The sequence below is a fragment of the Tannerella serpentiformis genome (assembly GCF_003033925.1).
GTDB lineage: Bacteria > Bacteroidota > Bacteroidia > Bacteroidales > Tannerellaceae > Tannerella > Tannerella serpentiformis.
In genome coordinates this window covers 1,676,045-1,697,701 of the sequence record NZ_CP028365.1, presented here as the reverse complement: position 1 = coordinate 1,697,701, position 21,657 = coordinate 1,676,045, and the positions used below count along the sequence as shown (strand labels likewise).

At 50.2% G+C, this 21,657-nt stretch carries 13 protein-coding genes and 6 pseudogenes; 15 read left to right on the top strand and 4 right to left on the bottom strand.

What is annotated here, in order from left to right; all coding sequences use genetic code 11:
• Window positions 1–446: 446 nt before the first annotated feature.
• The 5 genes and pseudogenes from ltrA to C7123_RS07075 all read left to right on the top strand — a co-directional run bounded on the left by ltrA (window position 447) and on the right by C7123_RS07075 (window position 6,641).
• Entirely contained in the window at window positions 447–2,132 is a 1,686-nt protein-coding gene (gene ltrA, locus C7123_RS07095) for a group II intron reverse transcriptase/maturase (protein ID WP_069176256.1), read from the top strand.
• Window positions 2,133–2,223: 91 nt separating this feature from the next.
• Window positions 2,224–2,457: pseudogene (locus C7123_RS07090) on the top strand (conjugal transfer protein TraG); the annotation flags it as partial.
• A 543-nt stretch (window positions 2,458–3,000) separates the two neighbouring features.
• The gene (locus C7123_RS07085) at window positions 3,001–4,821 is read left to right on the top strand and encodes a reverse transcriptase domain-containing protein (protein WP_069176460.1); all 1,821 of its coding nucleotides are present in this window, start codon (window positions 3,001–3,003) and stop codon (window positions 4,819–4,821) included.
• A gap of 110 nt (window positions 4,822–4,931) precedes the next feature.
• Window positions 4,932–5,780 (top strand): annotated as a pseudogene (locus tag C7123_RS07080) (TraM recognition domain-containing protein); the annotation flags it as partial.
• 90 nt (window positions 5,781–5,870) lie between these two features.
• Window positions 5,871–6,641: pseudogene (locus C7123_RS07075) on the top strand (HesA/MoeB/ThiF family protein).
• Window positions 6,642–6,651: 10 nt separating this feature from the next.
• Here the strand turns inward: C7123_RS07075 and C7123_RS07070 are convergent.
• A complete protein-coding gene (locus C7123_RS07070) occupies window positions 6,652–7,404 on the bottom strand; it encodes a helix-turn-helix domain-containing protein (RefSeq protein ID WP_069176254.1) in 753 nt (250 codons plus the stop codon).
• Between the two features lie 1,129 nt (window positions 7,405–8,533).
• On the opposite strand from C7123_RS07070, the gene C7123_RS12910 reads away from it, so the two are divergent.
• The 5 genes and pseudogenes from C7123_RS12910 to C7123_RS13645 form a co-directional block, all read left to right on the top strand.
• A complete protein-coding gene (locus tag C7123_RS12910; RefSeq protein WP_159049863.1) occupies window positions 8,534–9,169 on the top strand; it encodes a hypothetical protein in 636 nt (211 codons plus the stop codon).
• Window positions 9,170–9,323: 154 nt separating this feature from the next.
• On the top strand, window positions 9,324–9,584 hold the full coding sequence (locus C7123_RS07060) for a hypothetical protein (protein WP_069176252.1): 261 nt from the start codon (window positions 9,324–9,326) through the stop codon (window positions 9,582–9,584).
• A gap of 145 nt (window positions 9,585–9,729) precedes the next feature.
• Window positions 9,730–10,797, top strand: a complete 1,068-nt coding sequence (locus C7123_RS07055) for a DUF3945 domain-containing protein (protein WP_069176251.1) — start codon at window positions 9,730–9,732, stop codon at window positions 10,795–10,797.
• Between the two features lie 324 nt (window positions 10,798–11,121).
• Window positions 11,122–11,979 (top strand): annotated as a pseudogene (locus tag C7123_RS13650) (Eco57I restriction-modification methylase domain-containing protein); the annotation flags it as partial.
• A 726-nt stretch (window positions 11,980–12,705) separates the two neighbouring features.
• Window positions 12,706–14,408 (top strand): annotated as a pseudogene (locus C7123_RS13645) (hypothetical protein); the annotation flags it as partial.
• Between the two features lie 363 nt (window positions 14,409–14,771).
• On the opposite strand, the gene C7123_RS13470 reads toward C7123_RS13645, so the two are convergent.
• Window positions 14,772–15,035, bottom strand: a complete 264-nt coding sequence (locus C7123_RS13470) for a TIGR02391 family protein (RefSeq protein WP_262509628.1) — start codon at window positions 15,033–15,035, stop codon at window positions 14,772–14,774.
• Between the two features lie 202 nt (window positions 15,036–15,237).
• On the opposite strand from C7123_RS13470, the gene C7123_RS07040 reads away from it, so the two are divergent.
• The 5 genes from C7123_RS07040 to C7123_RS07020 all read left to right on the top strand — a co-directional run bounded on the left by C7123_RS07040 (window position 15,238) and on the right by C7123_RS07020 (window position 19,367).
• Entirely contained in the window at window positions 15,238–16,491 is a 1,254-nt protein-coding gene (locus C7123_RS07040; RefSeq protein ID WP_069176249.1) for a site-specific integrase, read from the top strand.
• A 15-nt stretch (window positions 16,492–16,506) separates the two neighbouring features.
• Window positions 16,507–17,778 carry a site-specific integrase gene (locus C7123_RS07035; RefSeq protein WP_069176248.1) on the top strand — a complete coding sequence of 424 codons (1,272 nt, stop codon included), beginning with the start codon at window positions 16,507–16,509 and terminating at the stop codon, window positions 17,776–17,778.
• 414 nt (window positions 17,779–18,192) lie between these two features.
• Window positions 18,193–18,462 (top strand): helix-turn-helix domain-containing protein, encoded by a 270-nt coding sequence (locus C7123_RS07030; protein ID WP_069176247.1) that lies wholly within the window; start codon window positions 18,193–18,195, stop codon window positions 18,460–18,462.
• A 3-nt stretch (window positions 18,463–18,465) separates the two neighbouring features.
• Window positions 18,466–18,774: a helix-turn-helix domain-containing protein gene (locus tag C7123_RS07025; protein WP_069176246.1), complete on the top strand. Its 309-nt coding sequence runs from the start codon at window positions 18,466–18,468 to the stop codon at window positions 18,772–18,774.
• Complete coding sequence (locus tag C7123_RS07020) at window positions 18,771–19,367, top strand: DUF3408 domain-containing protein (RefSeq protein WP_394365893.1); 597 nt, start codon at window positions 18,771–18,773, stop codon at window positions 19,365–19,367. The genes C7123_RS07025 and C7123_RS07020 overlap by 4 nt, the downstream gene beginning before the upstream one ends.
• Window positions 19,368–19,797: 430 nt before the next feature.
• On the opposite strand, the gene C7123_RS13510 is transcribed toward C7123_RS07020, so the two are convergent.
• Window positions 19,798–20,541: a T9SS type A sorting domain-containing protein gene (locus C7123_RS13510; protein ID WP_083207003.1), complete on the bottom strand. Its 744-nt coding sequence runs from the start codon at window positions 20,539–20,541 to the stop codon at window positions 19,798–19,800.
• Between the two features lie 175 nt (window positions 20,542–20,716).
• Window positions 20,717–21,546 (bottom strand): annotated as a pseudogene (locus tag C7123_RS07010) (IS5 family transposase).
• Between the last annotated feature and the right edge of the window lie 111 nt (window positions 21,547–21,657).

The window sequence follows — 21,657 nt, the reverse complement described above, 5'->3', positions numbered from 1 at the left end:
GCCGCCGAGTGGCTTGGCTGAGTAGTATGGTTAGCACATGCGAACTGTTTACAGCCATCGTGAGGTTTGAAGGAGCCAAAGATGCTGGGCTCTCACCAAAATGGTAAGCAGTCGGATAACCCTTGCCCAATTTGGGGTTACACGGACATAAGCACTGCCGGTGGATTGACAGAACCTAACCTACTCGTACAGTTATCTATGTGGAACGTGGCAAGCCTGTATCTCTCCTGCTTTGGGCAGGTAAGTGAACCGTAAGGCGAACCGAAATGGGGTGCAGGTATAAGATGACGGAAAAAGCGAATGCCGCTCTGTAATGGAGTGGATACGGATTAAGCCTCGGTTACGTGTGGCAGAGACGACATCATCCGACGCGAAAGCGGGCAGACTTCCGTGTGAGGTAACTCTTTACAAGAGAGCTTTCAGAACTTTTCAAAGTAGAATTGCAAATGAACGAGAACAACAAGAAATCGTGTGCGCCTACTGACAGCAGGCCAAGCACTTGGGGCAGTATGGACTGGCTCAGGTGCGAGCAGTATGTCCAAAAGCTACAAGCGCGTATTGTAAAGGCTCAGAAAGAAGGCAGGCATAACAAGGTGAAAGCCTTGCAGTGGCTGCTTACTCACTCCTTTTATGCCAAGGCTTTGGCAGTAAAGCGAGTTACTTCCAACAAGGGAAAGAACACCTCGGGGGTTGACAAGACCCTTTGGGATTCCCCCAAGCGGAAATTCAAAGCAATAAGCGAACTCCGCAGACGCGGCTATAAACCACAACCGCTGAGACGGGTTTGCATCAAGAAAAGCAACGGTAAACTCAGACCGTTGGGAATTCCAACGATGAAAGACAGGGCTATGCAAGCCTTATATCTGATGGCACTTGAACCAATCGCTGAAACGACGGGCGACAGATTCTCCTACGGCTTCCGAAAGAAACGTAGGACGATGGACGCTATTCGACAGATTGATACCGTTCTTAACCGTCAGCACTCCCCCGAATGGATTCTGGAGGGAGATATAAAGGGCTGCTTCGACCATATCAGCCACGACTGGCTGCTATCCCACATCCCTATGGATAAGGGGATTCTTGCCAAATGGCTAAAATGTGGTTTTGTCTTCAAAGGTGGTCTATACCCGACGGAAGAGGGGACACCACAGGGCGGTATTATATCGCCCACGCTTGCGAACATGACACTTGACGGACTTCAGACGCTGTTGGCTGAGAGATTCAAGAGACGTTTCATCAACTACAAGACTTTCCGCTACAAGGTGAATCTTGTACGTTATGCGGACGATTTCATCATCACAGGCTACAGCAAGGAACTCTTGGAGAACGAGGTCAAACCGTTGGTGGTTGATTTCTTAAAGGAGCGTGGACTGACACTTTCCGATGAAAAGACCACCATCACGCACATCCAGGACGGCTTCGATTTTCTCGGATTCAACATCCGTAAGTTCCACAAGAGGTTGTACACGTCACCGTCAAAGAGAGCACAAAAACGCTTTAGGGCGAAGATAAGTGAGGTCGTGAGACGGCATCGGATGTGCAAGCAAGAGTCGCTGATAAGAATGCTCAACCCAATCGTCACGGGATGGGGCAATTATTATCGCTATGGTGCATCAACCGAAGCTTTCCACAACTGTGACTATCACATTTTTAACGTTACGAGGAAATGGGCCTTGCGCCGACACCCAAAGAAGAAAAGGACTTGGGTCAACGACAAATATTGGCACAATCTCCGTGGCAGGAAATGGACTTTCGCTGTAGTATATAAAGGAAAGAAAGGTCATGAGGACTATCTCGCCCTCAAACGACTTGCCGATGTCCACTACACGGAGTACAAGCAAATCAAGGGCGACGCAAATCCGTTTGACCCAGAGTATGACTTGTACTTCCAAAAACGCGAAACGCAGTTGATGCTTGAAACGCTGAAAGGGAGGAAGTCTCTCCTATGTTTATGGAACAAACAGGGACGGACATGTCCGCTTTGTGGCAAGCCCATCGACCGAACAAAAGCATGGAATGTCAATGAAAAAGTGATTGACGGGAAGATTGTTCGCGAACTTGTACACAATACCTGTTATTTGAGAAGTAAACGCAAAAGTTGCAAGTATGAGCCGATTTCTATGTACAAATAGAAGTTATGAGTTGCTTGAGCCGTATGAGGGGAAACTCTCACGTACGGTTCTTAGGGGAGAAAGGGGCAGCAATGTCCCCGCCTTACCCGATGTGCAAAAGCAAGGCGATTTCTTCGTCGAGTCACCGATTATCCTGCTGGCGGCCATCATTTGGTTCCTGAGAATTTACGAGGGCGGACGCTATTGTACTTTCCCACATGCGGTCGAATTTCTGAACCGTCCCTACGCGCAGATTTTCCCAATCCTGACGGCTTACGACGAACTCGCCAACTACCTCTCGCCCTTTATGGACGCGTGGGAAGGCGGCGCTCAGGAGCAGCTCCAGGTGCGCCCGTAAGGGCATATAATAAATATAGCTTTGGCAAGCTATTAGGTTCGTGTTCTTTGAAATAATAACCTATCACTCTGGCCGACTTATCCATTCAACGAAAGACGATGGGGAGTGTAGCATGTCGGCAAAGCCACGAGTGGACGAACTGTCAAGTCTTGGCCCCGGGTGGCGAGGTGAAAAGATAGATATGAGGATAAAGCCTATACTGGTTGAACGATAGTCCGAGCGGCTCGATGGTTAAGCCTTAACGGAAGACAGTTACAGACGTTATGCTGTGATACCCAACTTCTCCTTGGAGGTCGATTGGGCAAAAGAACTTATCACAGAGCAACTACATACATAGTAAAGGACGAAAGTCGTATCCGACAATCTATCATGCCAATAGTTATTATATGCTTTAACGGGGATTGCCTAAGTCTGGGTAAACCCATAGGGCAACAGAGCTTCCGTAAGTAGTCTGAGCAAGGGAAAGCCTTGTACATGGCGAAGGGAAGCAGCTTTATCGTTTAATGTCCAATCTCGGAAAATGTGAGAGACATGAAAAGAAATCCAGAGAAGATATTAAACAGTCTGACGCAACATAGTTCCGACTTGGAATACAAGTTTGAACGTTTGTATCGGATACTGTTTAATGATGAGATGTACTACATAGCCTACCAGCACATATACGCCAAACAAGGCAATATGACAAAGGGAGTTGACGGGAAAACCGTTGACGGCTTCAGTGTGTCCCATATTGAGCAGTTGATTGATACGCTTAAAAATGAGACGTATCAGCCGAAACCCTCACAGCGAGTTTACATCCCGAAGAAAAATGGGAAGAAGAGGCCGCTGGGCATTCCCTCATTGATGGACAAACTTCTTCAGGAGGTTGTCAGAATGATCTTAGAAGCTATTTACGAGGGCAGTTTTGAATACACTTCGCATGGTTTCAGACCACAACGAAGTCCGCAAACTGCACTTTCAAGCATTCAACGATCATTCAACGGTACGAAGTGGTTTATTGAAGGAGACATCAAAGGCTTCTTTGATCACATCAACCACGAAATACTGATAGCCATTCTGTCAGAAAGAATCTCTGATGAGCGATTTTTTCGACTCATCAGAAAGTTCCTGAATGCAGGATATATGGAAGATCAGGTATTCCACAAATCATACAGTGGAACTCCGCAAGGTGGCATCATCAGCCCCATATTGGCTAACATCTACCTTGACAAGTTTGATAAGTATATCAAGGCCTACATCAAGCACTTCAATAAGGGGAAAAGACGCAAGGAAAATCCGATTGTAAAACGTATGGGGCAACGTAAAGCCAAGTTAGTTGCGGAATTACGAAACACAGTTGATGAAACAACACGTCAGCTGTTGTTAGCTAAAATCAGAGGAATTGTCAAAGAGAGACTGAACTATCCTGCCGCCGATGAAATGGATGATCGTATCAAACGACTGAAATACGTAAGATACGCGGATGATTTTCTGATTGGGGTAATTGGCAGTAAACAAGATTGCATCCAAATCAAAGAGGACATAAAGCAATTTATGGCTGACAAATTGAAATTGGAACTATCTGATGAAAAAACGCTGATTACCAATGCAAGAAAACATGCCAAATTTCTTGGATATGATGTTTTTTGCAGAAAGTCCAATGATGCACGCAGAGACAAGAACGGTCATTTGACAAGGTCATTAGACCACAAGATTGTCTTATATGTAACAACTGAGACGATGAGGAAGAAACTTCTTGAATATGATGCTGTAAAGATTGTCAAGCAAAATGGGAAAGAGGTTTGGAAGCCAAAAGGTCGTTCATATATGAGATGTCTTGATGATTTGGAGATTATAAGCCAATATAACGCTGAAATCATGGGGTTCTATAACTACTACTCGATAGCGAACAACAGCCCGGTTATTGACTCGTTCTATCATATTATGGAGTATAGTATGTACAAGACATACGCCGCCAAATACACTACTTCAAAAAAGAAAATTATTGCGAAGTACAAGAAGAACGGCGTGTTCTCCATACCATACACAAATAAAAAGGGATATGAGGTCAGGCGTGAGTTTTACGACAAAGGTTTCAAACGCAAGGAACTACCGAACCGCTATTTGAATGACAAACTACCTAACACAGTCGCTATAACGGGTGGCAGAAATGGGTTGATTGCAAGATTAAATGCACGAGTATGTGAAAACTGCGGAGCAACAGATCATCTTGAAATGCACCATGTACGTAACCTCAAAGACTTGAAAGGTAAAAGTGATTGGGAAATCAAAATGATTTCTCGTAACCGTAAAACATTAGCAGTATGTTCTGCATGTCATCACGAAATACATTCGGGGAGAAAGTTAGACTGAATGATAAGGTGGAGAGCCGTGTACGGGGAGACCTGTATGCACGGTTCGGAGGCGAGTGCTTGGAAACCTACCATTGTAACAAATGGCAAGGCGTCGGGTGCTTAGCCTATGGCCAACTTGCCAGCGCCAAAATCCCGCTTTCGCGCATGATTTCGCCCGCGCTTTATTGGGTGATGACGGGCAACGATTTCACGCTCGACATCAACAATCCCGCGTCGCCAAAGATCTTAGTCGTGGGCAACAATCCCGACCGACAGAATATTTACTCGGCCGCGCTCGGGCTATACAACAGCCGCATTGTGAAGCTGATCAACAAGAAGAAGCAGCTTAAAAGTTCGGTTATCATCGACGAGCTACCGACGATCTACTTCCGCGGTCTCGACAACCTGATCGCCACGGCGCGTAGCAACAAGGTGGCTGTCTGCCTCGGTTTTCAGGACTTCTCGCAGCTCACGCGCGACTACGGTGAAAAGGAAAGTCGGGTGATTCAGAACACGGTCGGGAATGTGTTTTCGGGGCAGGTGGTGGGAGAAACTGCCAAGACGCTCTCCGAACGGTTCGGCAAAGTCCTGCAAAGAAGGCAGTCCGTCTCCATCAATCGGCAGGACGTTTCTACCTCCATCAACACGCAAATGGACAGGATTCCGGCGTCGAAGATCAGCAACCTGACGCAGGGCATGTTTGTCGGCGCCGTGTCCGACAACTTCGACGAACGGATCGAGCAGAAGATCTTCCACGCGGAGATTGTGGTCGATACCGCCCAAGTGTCCGCTGAGATGAAGTCTTACCGCCCGATTCCTATCATCGCTGACTTCCGCGACGCTGCAGGTAACGACACGCTGAAAGTCTCCATCGACGCGAACTATCGCCAAATCAAGCAGGAAGTCCTCTCGCTCGTAGACTCCGAAATCGCCCGCATCAAAGCCGACCCGAAGCTACAGGGGCTGATGAAGGGGTGAGGCCAAAAACGGATCTTTCGAGAAGAAATACACTTTTGTGTAATGCGATTTTCTTTGGTCTTGTAGATTTTTGCGGTAAAAATCAAAGAAATGAAAGAACGATATAGCAGGAACCGCATTTACGTAGATGCGGAAGAGCAGGAACAAGTTCGTGGGTTCCGAGTATTTTTGGGTGGTGCCGGTATCGGCAGCATCATTGCTGAATGTGCGCTCAGATTCGGATTTGAAACGCTTACCATTGTGGATGGAGACAAGGTGGAAGAATCGAATCTAAACCGACAGAATTATCGGATGTGCGACATTGGGAGACCAAAAGTCGAGGCATTGAAAGAGAGGTTGCTAAGCATCAACCCAAACGCAAACATCACAGCCGTGAATGCTTTCATAGCATAAAGACAACATGGTTGAATTACTCGAAGGACATTCCGCGGCCGTTAATGCACTTGATTTCTCATCAAATGTACCATTTCTGTTCGATGCGCATTGTCGGCAATGCAAAATACCAGTATTGCACCCTTACAACCTTGGTTGGGGTGGATTGGTAATGGCAGTGTCACCTGATGGCTCGCAATTGAGTGATCTCTCGGACGATTATCACAATTTTGAAGCACGATTAGTCCAACGTAGAGGATCATTGACTATTTCCGTTTTTGGGGGAGACCCAAACGCTGGCTCGAGGATATAATGGCACGTTACAAAGCAGAAAAAAGTCCTGCTCCTCCACCTCAGTTAGCTGTTGCTTCGTGGATAGTCGGTGGGCTTTGCACCAATCTGTTATTTTGCCTTGCCACCGGATACCGAGTGAAATGGTACCCAGACTTTTATCTCTCATCAATCATAGAAGATCAATGCCTATATTGAATACGTGATATTAGATTAATTTCTTGTTGATTGCCATCATGATAGCTTCCGTGATGTTGCCTACTTCTAACTTTTTAAACACAAATCGACGGTATGATTTGATTGTTTCTGCTGATCTAAGCAACCTATCGGCTATTTTCTCAATAGAGAGTCCCCCTACAGTTAATCGTAGCATTGAACGCTCATTTTCTGTTAATTCAACACCTGGATACTCTTTCCATAGACCGTTCTCAAGCCTCCATAGTTTATTATTTGTTTGACAAGTCATCTCTATATGTCCGGAAGCCGATTCTGATGAAAGTTGTGCGGTGCACAACGCCAACCAAATGTCTCCTTTTGTGGTCAATAAAACTGGGGTGACTTTATGGTTGATAAGGAGAGGCTCTTTATGGGGAGGACATATGTGGAAACTGTAAGAAATCGTATACTTATATCGTTCTTTGGGCTCTACTGTCCTGATAAACTGAAAACCGGCGTGATTTATCTCGATCAACATTTTTTGTTCAACATAAGGTACATAGTTTAGATAGAAATCGAATCCCAATTCCTTTACATCTTTCGGAGAAAGACCACAAAGGAATAGTGGATTGTCCGACACGTATAAGAAGGTTTTCTTATAGTAATCAATGAGATAAATGCTCTTATACGTGGTATTTGCAAATGCTCTCATAAAATGGTCTATATAAGAAGATACTTTTGCGTATTCCTCGTCAGGAACGGCAGAAACTCTATATTCTGTAAAAAAATTCTCTTTCTTGATCATATGCTGTAGTATTACTGCTGATTATTGCTGCAAATAAAAGAAATCTAAGTGAGCACACGAACCAACTGTGCAAAAATGCATTATATTACATATTCCCTAATTCGCTCTACTAAAATAAATATGCAAAATGGATAGACCTACTTTAATGTGCAATCATTACACAATTCGTAAACTTCCCAAATGTAAACTATATCAACTTGCAGAGTTTGTGGTCTATCAAAATTATAGACACCACAAGAAAGAAAAAGAAGTTGACAGAGATTATAAACACGAAATACTCTCGGTCTATAGAGAGGAACTAAGCTATTCGGCACGTTCTCATATATTGGTGGCCACAACCGTTGATGATCAAATTATTGGGTCAATCCGTCTAATGAAGTGGGATCGAAAGCAAAGACTCCCAATACAAACCTATTTCCATCTACCATCTTTTACGCATCTTCTACCCAACGACAAAGCTACCATTTGGCATATAGGACGATTCGCCATCAATTCAGACGCTAACTGCGGATTGATCTTATTTAAACAGCTTATGCACTATGCCATGATACCGATCTATGAAAACAGGAACGATGTTTTATTGGCTGAGTGTGATAATAAGCTACTAAGAGCTATGAAGTTGATGGGTGTACAAGCACAAAAGCTCGGAGAAGGCATAAGCTATTTAGGTTCAGAAACTACTCCGATTTATATTAGACACGACGGATTGTCCGACTTCTTTCAAAGGAACAGGGGACTTCTGCATCGTATTCCCAAATACTTGAAATCATATTGTCATCAAGATCCATTCTTAGAAGGGGAGGAGGTACACAAAAGTGTAATTTTATAGATATAGAAGCGGAATTACACTTTTGTGTAACATCAACAAAAAGTAGAGAGTGCAACTTTGCGGTCGAATTAATGAGGCTGAAGACGCAAAGAGGCGATATAAAGCATGCATTAATACGATCATATTATTCACATTACAATTACGTAGTCATGAAAAGATTATTTTTATTCCTATGGAGCGTTATTGCTTTAACTGCATGCTCTAAAGAAGAGGGCGTTGTATCAAAAGAAGACACAGCGCGAAATGTCAAAGACATTTGATTTTTATATCAACTATGATGCAACACAGCAAAATTGACGTATGAGGACGATTGGACGATATAAATGCAAGAGAAAGGTTGTTTCAACCCTTCTTCTAATTACAGTTTCCCTGTTTGTAATTAAATCTCAGGAGATTAATCACGGTGTGATACTTGGGGGCTCACTCGGATTTATTAGCAACCTTCAATATGATCACAGTGATAACATCAATGGAGGAAGTGCAACCTTCTCTCGTAGGGGAGGTCTCTTTATTGGATATAAATTGCGTATGATTTACCGACAAAAGCCTCTCTTTTATGATGTGGACTTAGTCGCCGGAGGTAGAGCGATGGAATACTCACGTTATTTAATCTCCTCTTTATTAGTAGGTAACACCATTCTTCCTTCTGGACAGATTGCGCTTTATTCACTATCAGCAACACCGAGTATAAACTACCGTTTTTGGAAAGGTCTTTATGCTGGATTCGGTATATCTCCTACTCTTTATTATAGACGTGCAAAAGATGACCGATGGGTTTTTGATACCTCTATTACTCCAAGATTAGGATACACTTTTGGGAAAATAGACGTCGCACTTAGTTATAGATGGGGACTTCTAAACAAATTGTTGGATGTTGACGATTTCAGTGGTGGAAGATTGAGCAGTTTAGATGCCCAATTATTTATATCCTTCTAAAGTTCCCACAGAGTAGATATTGAATGTTCATAAGCGCAAAAGGTGGAGTACACTATCTAAATCACAAACGTCATCCTTCAATAAGAAGGAGATAGTTGATAGATAAAGATAGTATCTTTTCTTTACGCATATATGGTTTGAGTTGGTTTCGACAATGTCTTTGAGACTGTTGAAGCCAACTCATTTTTCGTACAGACATTACTATATCGACGACCCGCTGGCGGGTTTTATCGAAGCGACCGTCAGCGAGACATCGAAAGAACCGGCACCGGCCGATGGTCGGCAAAGGGAAGTCACGAGCCGATTTACTTCTGCCGAACGGCTACATTCGGGCGACGTGATGGATGGCCGGATCATCCTGTCCGACGTCCCTGTCTTGCAGCGTTTTCTGCAATCGGTGGGGATAGGGCGCTAAACACTATCAGTGGAGAGCACCTCCTTTTCTCCTCCCTCCATTTCCCGCCTTCTCCCTCCCAAGCCATACAGAGTCATTCCACATAGCCATCCCGGATCGGGGTGGCTATTTTCGTATCTGTTTCATCTTAAAATCTAATACTACTGTGGAAGACAATTCGGATCGCTATGTGCTCGTGCTGGAGGATCGGAGCGAGACTAAATCGCCGACTGATCTAGGCCGCCTGTCCGTCATTTCGGGGCAGGACGAGAAGGGGAAGATCAAAACCGTAGAACCTACCGAGGAGAATCGGGCAGCTTTTTTGGTGTTCAAGAAGAACGATGGACTGCTGAAGAACTTTATGACGAATCTCTGTCGACAGTTCAATGACCCGACGCATTTCGGCGTTTATCGGATCGTAGCCGATCGAGTAGGTGAGTCGGTGGAGGCGCTGAAGAGCATGCTCACCGCGCGTGATGTACCTCAAAACAAGGCCGCATTAGACAGCATTCGCGTCAGCTCGGACGAGTCGCCGGCTCAAAAGCTGTCTGCCATCGACCCGGAAAAGGTGGATTGGAAGGAGCTGGAGCGCCTCGGCGTGAGTCGGGAGAAACTCGAGGCGGGCGGGAACTTGGATCGACTGTTGAATTGGCAGAAAACGGGGCTTATTAGCCTTGCTGTGCCCTTCGGAGACACTACGATTTATACCGAAGCACGGCTGGCTCTCCGTACAGGGACAGACGGTCGCCTCAGTCTCAACATCCATACGTTGCGACGAGAACCGCAGCTCGATTTCCCCTATATGGGGCACACGTTTTCGCCCGAAGAGAAGGAGCAACTCCTCACTCAAGGTAACCTCGGGAAGACTGTCGAATTATCCCCTAAGAAGGGCGAGCCGTTCCGCGCTTATGTGTCCGTCGACCGGCTGACAAACGAACTCGTTTCGCTGCGGGCTGACCGAGTTCAAATCCCGCACGAAATCAAGGGCGTCCGGCTCTCCGAGGAGCAGCACAGGGCGCTCACCGAGGGACGCCCCGTGCAGGTGGAGGGCATGCTTTCGCGTCACGGAAAACCGTTCGACGCCACGCTACAGGTAAACGCTGAAAAGCGAGGCATCGAATTCATTTTCAAGGACACCCTATCGAACAAAGAGCGCCTGAAATCGTCTGCCAAAGAGGCTCCAGCCGTTCGGCAGACCGAAAACAAACCACAAAAACGGGGGATCGGCAGGTAAATCTTCCCCTATTTATAGCGGATATTAACCGCTAACCTTTCGAGTTATGATTCTACGACAGGAAGTTAAACACAAAACTTACTACTCAATATCCTGTCGCATGAAATTAATCAGCAAGATTGCGACTTCATATCCTGTCGCATGAAGTTAATCAGCAAGCTTACCATTTAATATCCTGTCGCATGAAGTTAACCAGAAAGCTTGCCGCTTAATATCCTGTCACATGAAATTAATCAGCAAGCTTGCTAATTAATATCCTGCGACAGGAAGTTAACTATTAACCTTAGCGGTTAATAATCCAATACTCATTTCCACCTTAAAACCATGACCTACCACAAACAAGAGGCATTGCAGGCCAATCTCGATGCCGTCCGCACCCTGCTGGCCTTAGAAAACACGCGCCGCGCGCCGTCGGAAAGCGATCGGGCGACACTGCAGCGATACAACGGCTTTGGCGGCCTCAAATGCGTTCTCCTTCCGGCCACTGATCCGGCCGACATCGAGCGCTGGCCACGCGCTGAGCATGAGCTATTTCCGCTCGTTCGCGAACTGCGCGAAATCATCAACCAAGGCGCCTCGGAAAGCGATGCCACACGCCTTTGGAACGGCATCAAAAGCAGCGTACTCACTTCGTTTTACACCGACGAACGCATCGTCGGCACCATCGCCGCGGGGCTTGGGATGAGCGGTTTACCCCTCCGCCGCATGCTCGATCCGTCGGCTGGGATGGGTGTCTTTTCCCAAGCGCTGGCGAACGAACAAACGGACGTCGTCTCGTTCGAAAAAGACCTCGTGACAGGGCGCATCTTGCGACTTCTCACGGCTGACAATCCGCGACAAACCGTCCGCATCGAAGGCTTCGAAGAGATCGAGGCACGCGAGGCTGGGCGGTTCGACCTCGTGGCGAGTAACATCCCATTCGGAAATTTCGCCATCTACGATCGGGCGTACAGCAAGGGTAAAGACGCGGCGAAGCGGGAGGCCACGCGCGCCATCCACAATTACTTTTTCGTCAAGGGGCTTGACTGCCTTCGCGAGGGCGGATTGCTGGCCTTCATCACTTCCCGCGGCGTGGCCGACAGCCCGACGAATGCCCCCATCCGCGAGTACTTAATGGAGCATAGTCGGCTCGTCTCCGCGCTCCGTCTGCCCGACGGGATGTTCTCAGAAAACGCGGGAACAGAGGTCGGTAGCGATCTCCTTATCCTTCAAAAGGAGACGGGGAAGGGTGTACAGAATGAGTTGGAGCAGCTCTTTACGCAAAGCGTTTCCATCGAATCGAGCGGAGAGTCATTCATAGAGAACGCCCTGTTTGCCGAAGGCAATCATAACATTGCCACGACCTATCGCATCGGTACGGATGCTTACGGAAAGCCGGCACCGATCTACACCCATGAAGGCGGGATCGAAGGCATCGCACGTGACTTGGAAACACGGATTTCCGCCGATATGGCAGCCCGTTTTGATCGGAAAATCTACCGGAGCGGGCTGTCGGAAGCGGTCGAATCGGAAGCCGTCACTCTTGCCCCTGAGGGCGTACCCGTCCTCACCCTACACCGGCAATATGAGGCGCCCGTGCCAACCAACTCGCAGCCCGATATGGAGCCACCGCGTGAGATGAACGGGCAGACCGTCTATTTCGATGAGGAGCACCATCCGGTGACGGATCGTGAGCGACAGGCTGAAGTCGAGGCGAGTCTGTTTGCCCCCGAAGCGTACGCAGATTGGCAGCAGGACGTGGCGCGGGTCAACCGGGAGATTGCTGAAAAGTCCCAACGGCAAAGTCGGTCTGCCACAGGGTCGACGCCCCGTCGCACGGCGCGCAGAACCGGGAAAGCCACCCCGTCAGACAAGCACCAGCTGTCCTTTCTCGACCTGCTGAGCGAGTCCGAAGCGCCCCCGTCTGCACCCGTCCCTGAAGTCCGACGAACGTTCGACGTCAGCCCGCGCCCTTTCCTTTCACAGCCCGACTCTCATCTCCGCGACGGCTCCATCGTCGTGCAAGGTGGGCAGATCGGCTACCTCTCTAACCTCAATCTCAGCCCGACGTTCCACCCGATGGATCTGCCGCTTTCGCGCATCACGCGCCTCAAGGCATACGTCGAGATCCGCGAGAGTTACCATCGGCTCTACGATTATGAAGCAAACAACCATCTGGCGGACCCGGAGGAGCGCGAGAAGCTGAATCGGCTGTACGATGATTTCGTCCGGCGTTGGGGGCATCTCAATCTCAAGGCAAATGCCGACCTCCTGAAGATGGATGCCACGGGCGCCGAGATGCTTTTCTTGGAGCGAAGTGAGGGGGACGATACATCAAGGCCGACATCTTTGATCACCCGACGGCCTTCGCCCTGACTGAGTCTGTCGTGGCCGACCCGTCAGAGGCGCTTTGCGCATCGCTCAACAAGTTCGGCACGGTGGAGCTACCCTACATGACCTCCCTGCTGCCCAACATGGAAGAGAGCGACATCCTCGCCGCACTCGAGGGGCGCATCTTCTTCAATCCGCTCGCAGACGCCTACGAGATCGCGGATCAGTTCATCTCGGGCAATGTGATCGAGAAGGCCGAACGGATCGACGCATGGCTGCTCGATCACCCGAGGCACGAGATGGCAAAGCAAAGTCTCACGGCACTCCGTGCGGCTATCCCGACGCCCATACCGTTCGCCGACTTGGACTTCAATCTCGGTGAGCGTTGGATCCCGGCTAAGGTCTACGCTCGCTTCGCCTCCGACCTGTTCGGCACAGACGTTGGCGTGTCTTACCTCCCCGACATGGACGAGTATATCCTCTCCTGCGATCGGAAGAATCAAGCCATCTGGCACACCTATGCCGTGCAAGGCGAGTCCAAGCGTTACGACGGCCTTCATCTGCTCAAACACGCGCTCCATAACACGGTTCCCGACATCACCAAGAGCAAGGAGATCACCGACCCCAAGACGGGCGAGAAGGCGACGATCAAGGTGCGCGACGGCCGCGCCATCCAAATGGCAGATACCAAAATCGAGGAGATCCGGCAGGCGTTCGTCAGCTGGCTCGGGCGCACACCGGAGACGTTCAAACAGCAGCTGGCCGACCGTTACAATCGGCTATTCAACTGCTTTGTCCGTCCCGATTTTGATGGGTCTCATCAAACCTTCCCGGGACTGGATTTGAAGGGGCTAAGCTTCCCCGACCTCTATCCGAGCCAAAAGGACGCCGTGTGGATGCTTAAAACCAACGGCGGCGGGATCTGCGATCACGAGGTGGGGGGCGGCAAGACGATGATCATGTGCACGGCGGCCTATGAGATGAAGCGCCTCGGGCTGGCGAATAAGCCGATGATCATCGGACTCAAGGCCAACGTCTTCGACATCGCCGACACGTTCCGCAAAGCCTATCCCAACGCCCGCATACTCTATCCCGGCAAAGAGGATTTCACGGTCAAGAACCGGGCGCGGATTTTCAGCGACATCAAAAACAACGACTGGGATTGTGTCATCCTTACGCACGATCAGTTCAGCGCCATCCCGCAGTCGGCAGAGATCCAAGAGGCGATCATGCAAAAGGAATTGGATTCGGTGCAGGAAAACCTCGACGTGTTAAGGAAGCAGGGACGGGAGATCTCCCGGTCTGCGCAAACGTCTCGGCAAATGCCGCGGAACCCAGCGCAGCCTGCGCAAACGTCTCAGTAAATGCCGCGGAACTTGCGCAACCTGCGCAAACGTCTCGGTAAATGCCGCGGTATTTGCGCAGCCTGCGCAAACGTCTCGGTAAGTGCCGCGGAACTTGCGCGGCTTGCGCAAACGTCTCGGCAAATGCCGCAGTACTTGCGCGGCTTGCGCAAACGTCTCGGCAAATGCCACGGAACTTGCGCGACCTGCGCAAACGTCTCGGCAAATGCCGCGGAACTTGCGCGGCTTGCGCAAACGTGGGACCGATGGGGGGATGCTGTTGTGCCCCTACAGCCTGACGGCAAATCGTTTCACTTCTTATTAGGGCAACCTGATTTGTTGCGCCTTGTCTAAACGTCTATGACAATACGAGATAATTCCAAGTATTTCCAAGGCATCCTGCTCTGATATTTCCCAATGGATTTTGGGCTCATGGGCCGCAGGGTTTCTGAACATAGAGCAGAGGCCTTTCAGCAGATTACAAAATCCGCGATGCTCACTCTTTTCTGAAGGAAGTATGGGAGTAGGGAGCAAGGGAAAGCGAGAAAGGGCGAGAGGGCTGATGGGTAGCGACTTTTGCCGCATCCTGCCGAGGCTTGCACCAGAGGGAAAATGCAGAAAAAGGGGCTTCAAAGAGGGGGTTCAGTTACCTAATCGTTCCCCTTTTTGCCTTTCGGCAAGAGGACGCAAAATGAGGTAACTAAACCGAGGCTTTTTCTCTTGCATTCAGTGTTTTGCGTAGCGACAAGTATCTCTTTTAAGGTTCCACTTTGTAAGCAACAAAACGATGAAAGAAAAAACGTTGAAGCTGCTCTTTTACCTCAAACGGGGGGCAAAGAGCAAGGCGGGCAAAAGCCCGATTATGGCGCGCCTCAGTGTAGGGCGAACGATGGTACAATTCAGTTGTAAGACGGCCTGCTCGCCGTCGCTTTGGGACAGTCGTAAGCACAGGCTCGTCGGGAAAAGTGCCGAGGCGGTGGCCGTAAACGCCGAGCTGGACAGCCTACAAGTCAGCGTCTGCCGAGCCTATGAGGACTTACGGAAGAAGGGAGGCGAGGCTGTGACCGCCGAGGAGGTCAAGGCCCTCGTCTTCGGACTTCGGAGCGACAGCCAAGGCTTGCTCTATCATTTGGAGGAATACCTTGCTCGCTTTCGGGAGCGGGTGGGGGTGGATCGAAGCGAACGCAGGTACAAGTTCCTTCGGGTTTTTCGGGGGCATCTCGCAGCCTTCCTTCGGCATCGCTACCGAGTGAGCGACTTCCCAGTACACAAGGCGGACAAGGCCTTTATCGAGGATCTCAAGGCCTACTTCGCGCAGGAGAAGGCCTTCAAACTCAACACCACCGCCGGCTATCTCACCGTGCTGGCGTCGCTCCTCAAAGACTTGTACAAAAGGCGTGTCATCGACACCTATCCCTTCATGGGCTACTCCATCCGATGGGACGTAGGCACACCGCGCTACATCACCAAAGAAGAGCTGCGGCGCATCATCGACTTGGACGATTCGCAGCTGGGGAGTTACGAGCTTGTCTCCCGAGATATGTTCCTCTTTTCTTGCTTCACGGGCCTCTCTTACACGGACATTTATCACTTGACGCGTGACCATCTGATCGAGGAGGGCGGTATGACTTGGATCCGCAAGCCGCGCGTAAAGACGGGCCGGATGTGCCACATCCCCCTTTTGCCCGAGGCGTCAGCGATCATCGAGCAGTACAGGGGCATCCACACGCGTGCCTTTCGCCATGAGCCTCCCGAGGGTTACCTCCTCCCCATCCCTGGCTGCGACACCGTCAATATCCATCTCAAGAAGATCGCCGCGCTTTGCCATATCCCGAAACGGCTGACCTTCCACATGGCCCGCCACACCTTCGCCTCGCAAATGACCCTTGCCGAAGGGGTGTCGATCGAGAGCGTGTCTAAGATGTTAGGGCATAGTGAGATCAAGACGACGCAGGTCTATGCCGAGACTTCTCCGGAGCGCATTTTCAAGGACATCACGCGCATCCTCCCAGCGATTGCCCATTATCATCTAACCAATTAATACCCCACAAACTCAATGAAAAGTACCTTCTCGATCCTCTTCTACATCGACCGAAGCAAGCCGAGCGGCGAAGGGCTGTGCCTCGTTCGCTGTCGCATCTCGTGCAATGGCCGGACGGCCTCTTTCTCCACCCGGCAACAGACCTCGCCCGATGATTGGCTGGCGAAAAAAGGGAGAGTGGGCCCCACATCCGCGGTGGCTCATGGTGTCAATCATGCGCTGAGTGCCATCGAGCAACGATTGAACGCACTCTATGAGCGCACACTCCGCGAAGAGCAATACATCACGGCCGAGTACCTTAAGGAGCAATACCTGCTTCAGGACAAGCCGCGGCAGACGTTCGCCGACATCTACTTAGCCCTTTGCCGAGAGAAAGAGGCGCAGAAAGGCAAGACGCTCAGTCCGTCTTCGACTAGAGGCTACAGAGACAGCTACAAGAGCTTCGTCCGCTTCCTTGACACGCGCGGGCTGCAGCGCTGTTTGCCCCACGAGGTGGACAAGGCGCTGATAGAAGCCTATCGCCTCTACATGCTGCGCGACTTGGGCTATAAGATGAGTTCGGTGGCCGTCTACCTGAGGCGTCTGCGCCAAGCCTTCCGGCGGGCGATGTTAGAGGCGGGGCTTCGGGAAGATCCGTTTGACCTGATCGACATCGAGACACCGGCCTACGAACGCAACGCCCTCAGTGCCGAAGACCTGCAACGGCTCTTGGCTTATCGCCCGCATCGCTCCGTGGACAACCACGTCCGGCTGATCTTCCTCTTGGGCTGCTTCACCGGCTTGGCCTTCTCCGACCTCAAGAAGCTCCGCATGGAAGACGTCTACACGCTCGGCGACGGGCGCCGATACCTCTCCATCTGCCGTACCAAGACGCAGAACGGCAGCATCGTGCCCTTGCTTCCCATCGCCGAAGAGATACTCGCCTACGTGGGGCAGGGGCGTACTGAGGGACTATGGTTTCGGGAGTTTCCCGTGAACAGCCATTTCAATCACAAGATCCGCGAGCTGCTCGTCAAGGCCGGTTGCTCGCCGCATACCGAGGCCAGTTCGCACACCGCGCGGCACACTTTCGCAACCACCATCTGCTTAGAAAACGGCCTGCCCATCGAGACCGTGAGTCGGATGTTGGGGCATCGTTTTATCTCCACCACCGAGCTATATGCCAAGGTGAGCAAGCAGAAGATCGCCCGAGAGATGCGTCCGCTGATGGGCAGCGAGCAGACGCAGAGGCTACGCCGTGCCCTGCGGATTTGTCCGCCGAGAAAGAGGACGCACGATCAAGAATGACTCTGGCAGGCGGCCTGCCAAAGTGGTCCGACACTCCGGTGACGTTGGCAGGCCGCCTGCCGGGACTATCGGACACTCCGGTGACGTTGGCAGGCCGCCTGCCAGGACTATCGGACACTCTGGTGATGTTGGCAGGCCGCCTGCCAGGGCTATCGAACACTCAGGTGATGTTGGCAGGCCGCCTGCCAGAGTCATCGAACACTCCAGCGATGTTGGCAGGCCGCCTGCCGGAGAATTTCTCACGATTAAGCCCACCTGTTTCCAGCGTTTTCCCTTCTTATCCTCAGTGTTCCATCAATCCATGGCGCAGCGAGTCCTTTCGCCGACTTTTGCTGCCAAAAGAAACAGCAAGCGCGGGCAGTCGCACTGGCTTGCTTCAATCCAATTACGCAACCTCATACTTATAGAAACACCATGCAAATCATCCTTGTAGACGGTAAGGCTTGGGAGCGACATCGCTCCGCCTTTGCCGACTTTATCCACCGCATCGAGCGGCTCATTGGCAACCCGCCCGAGGCCGACGAATGGCTCGACAACGACGCCGTGTGCCGCGGGCTGAGCATCAGCCCTCGCACCCTGCAGACCTTGAGAGATACGGGTAAAATCCCCTTCTCCATGGTCGGGCATAAGTGTTATTACAAAGCCGGCGACATCGCTGAATTACTGAACTCAAAAGCTGAATGAACTATGGAAGAACATGCAATCATTACGGAAGAAAGCCCTCAAATGCAGCTGTTTGTCCAGCTCATGGAGGGCGTATTGAAGAAGCTGGAGCGCTACTGCGCCTCGGCCCGCCCTACGCTCGCTGGGGAGGTTTATCTCACCGGCGAGGAGGTCTGCGAGCGGCTCAAGCTCAGCACCCGCACTCTGCAGGAGTACCGCAGCTGCAGCCTTTTGGCCTTCTACAAAATCGGCGGCAAGATCCTCTACAAACAGAGCGACCTGCAAGCGATGCTCGACCGACATTATAACCCCATTCAAAAGCCTTCGGTATGACGATAGAAGAACTACGGCGCGCCAGATTAGCCGCTAAACAGGAAGCGATGGGCGGCATGGGTGGCAATGCCGAAACCAAGCGCAAGGCGGAAGTGGAGGCGGAGGCCAAGGCGGAAGAATCGCCCTTCTTTGATCCGCCCGTAGGCGGTAAGATGACAGCAGAACAACAGCAGGCCATCTTGACCGCCAAACTGAAAGAACTGAGCGACTATGGCGTCAAACGTCGCACGGTAGAAGAGTCGCCTTTCTTTGATCCGCCCGCAGAGATCGAGCTGGAAAGAAGCCCGCTTGATCCTCCTCCGGCGGATGAGCCTAAGGAAGAAGTCATCTCAGCCGCTCCACCCGCTCCGGTCCATCGAAAGGCCAAGAGCCACAAGGAGGATTTGGCGACGTTCCGAGAGACATATCTCCAACCCGCGCGCATCAGCCACCGCAAGGCGGTCTACGTCTCTGACGAGACCCAGCAGAGATTAGACTTCGTTGTCCGCCGAATTGGTCTGCGAGGCGCCAGCATCTCGGGCTATGTCGAGCGCGTGCTTCGGGAGCATCTCGACGGGTACAAGGACAGCATCGAACAATGGCGGAAGCTCTGAACACATGTACGCTTAGCGTGCAATGCCCTCCCGAACACTTGCATGTATTGAGTGCAAGTGTTCAGGGTACCGGCACCTCCTATTCTGGGGCCCGGCAAGGTGTGTTTTTGTGCCACAAAAACCGTTTTGTGCCACAAAACGCCTTGCCCCCGGAGCCTTCACTCTGCGGCGGTTCGGCTCCAAAGTCGCCACCTAATCCCATACGAAAAACTAACCCCATGAATCGCCCCCAAGAAAACATCCGCGCGCCCCGAAATGGGACGCCCGCATCAAAGCCGACCCGAAGCTAAGGGGGGCGATGAAAGGGAAGTGAAGGGGGCGTTGCCATTCGTCCATACGAAAATCGGGCAGACCCGAGGGACTTTCATCCCTTCGGCCTGCCCGATAACAGTTCGCTAGCATGCTACTTTTACACAGCGAGCCTTCGAGGCTAATTCTTGATCAACTTCTCGGTATAGGTCTGTCCGTCTTTGATCACACGCACGAAATACAGCCCTGCCGGAAGTCCCGCGATCGGGATTTGGAAGGTCAGCTGATTCGTCTTGAACGATCGCAACATCGTCAGCCCATTCCAAAGCTGAATCTCATACGTATTCGTAACGCCCCTTGTAGCCAAAGAGCCTTGACCTTGGGAAGACAAAATGCCATCGTCCGATTCTGTCAGTTTGAGTGTCACTACATCCGTAGCGGGGTTGGGGAAAAGAGAGAATGTGCGGCGATTATATACTCTTACAGTATAGTACACCGTATTTGAACGCCCGCAATCATTCACACCGGTTGCGGATATGATATAAGTGCCCGCTCTCTTAAAATCAAATACTGCACTTGTTTGGAAAGGGGTTATTTCACACCACGTTTTGTCATTACACTCCCAAATACAACTTGTATTACCGGAAACATGCGCTCTATAATATTCAGCCCCTGGAGCAGGCAACGATTCATATCCATCAATACCCCAAATATCCGGCTCTCCAACCCAAATACCTGTTTTTTCTGTATTAATCGTATTTCCATTGATGATTACTTGGGCTCTAATTGCACATTGTCCCTTGCTCCTTTTTGAAAATACGGCTGTTCTTGTCCCTTGCCCGGAGACTAATTGCAGATTATTGTTGCTTGCTCCCCATTGTACACGTACAGAAGTTCCTGAAGGTAGATTTTGAATGGTATACATCCCCTGATTGCAGACAACGGCGGGTCCGGAGATAGAAATAGAAAAAGCCTCTATTCCATCTAATGTTTGAGAATTAGTGCCTTTTGGATCAAGCCAATCTCTCAGGCGACGACGCGAATCTGATGCTCCATTGCCAGTCCATGAAACGCTTATTTTCCCATAATTCGCAATGAAGTCATCTAGACTTTTCCCTCTTTCTTGTCTTTTTTAGAAAAATCAGTAAAATGCGATATAGTTCCATCCCTCCCAACTGGTTTGTGTGGTATCGAACCTGTTGAGCACGCTCCTGTATGAGTCCATCCACACATTGGTCCTTTCAATGCTGTATCTCTCCTTGTAAAGCAGCTCATCAAATAACTCGTCATCTCTCCGCATCCCTCTCCGCTTATTGAAGGCGACGTTTGGGAACACCTCCTGCTGATGGCAACCTCGCCTGAATAGTGCAGAGTCAAAGCCGGCATCTGCATTGAGAAAGAGCCCCGATACGGACAAGCCTGAATCCTTAATCCCTGCGAACAAATCCTGAAGAACCAGGGAGATGTTGTGAAGGTCGTTGTGAGAACCCGAAACAGGTGTGGACATGGCAAGCGGTATGCCTTGCCGGTCTGTGACATAGATGGCATTGGTGGTCGTTCTTTTCTTGCGTCCTTGGTATCCACAGCACTCCCCACCGCGAAGCGTGGTGGTGTGGCTGCCGTCCAAATCCACACTGGACATGTCCAAGAAAGACCTGTGACGGCTCAATATCATGCCCCAAACCTTTTTCCATTCGCCGTTCCTCGACCACTTGCGGAAATGGGCATACACACTCTTGTAGCTCAAAACCCTCCCCGTGAAGATGGCTGAAACGGGAAGCATGTGCCACTGACAGCCCGTTTTCAACTTGTAGAGAATGCACTGAATGACCTCCACCAGGTCACTTTTTGTCACATAACCGCGTTTTGCCACCGATAAAAATGGCAAGATCTCAGATTTTATTGTATCTTTGTCCAGTACTTCGTACATGAGAGGAGTGTTTATCTTGGTTTTTATAGTGCAAAGATAATAAACTCCTCTCAATTTGTAGAGATTTTAAAAGTCTAGATGACTTCAATTATTTTTTTAACTAAAAAAGTT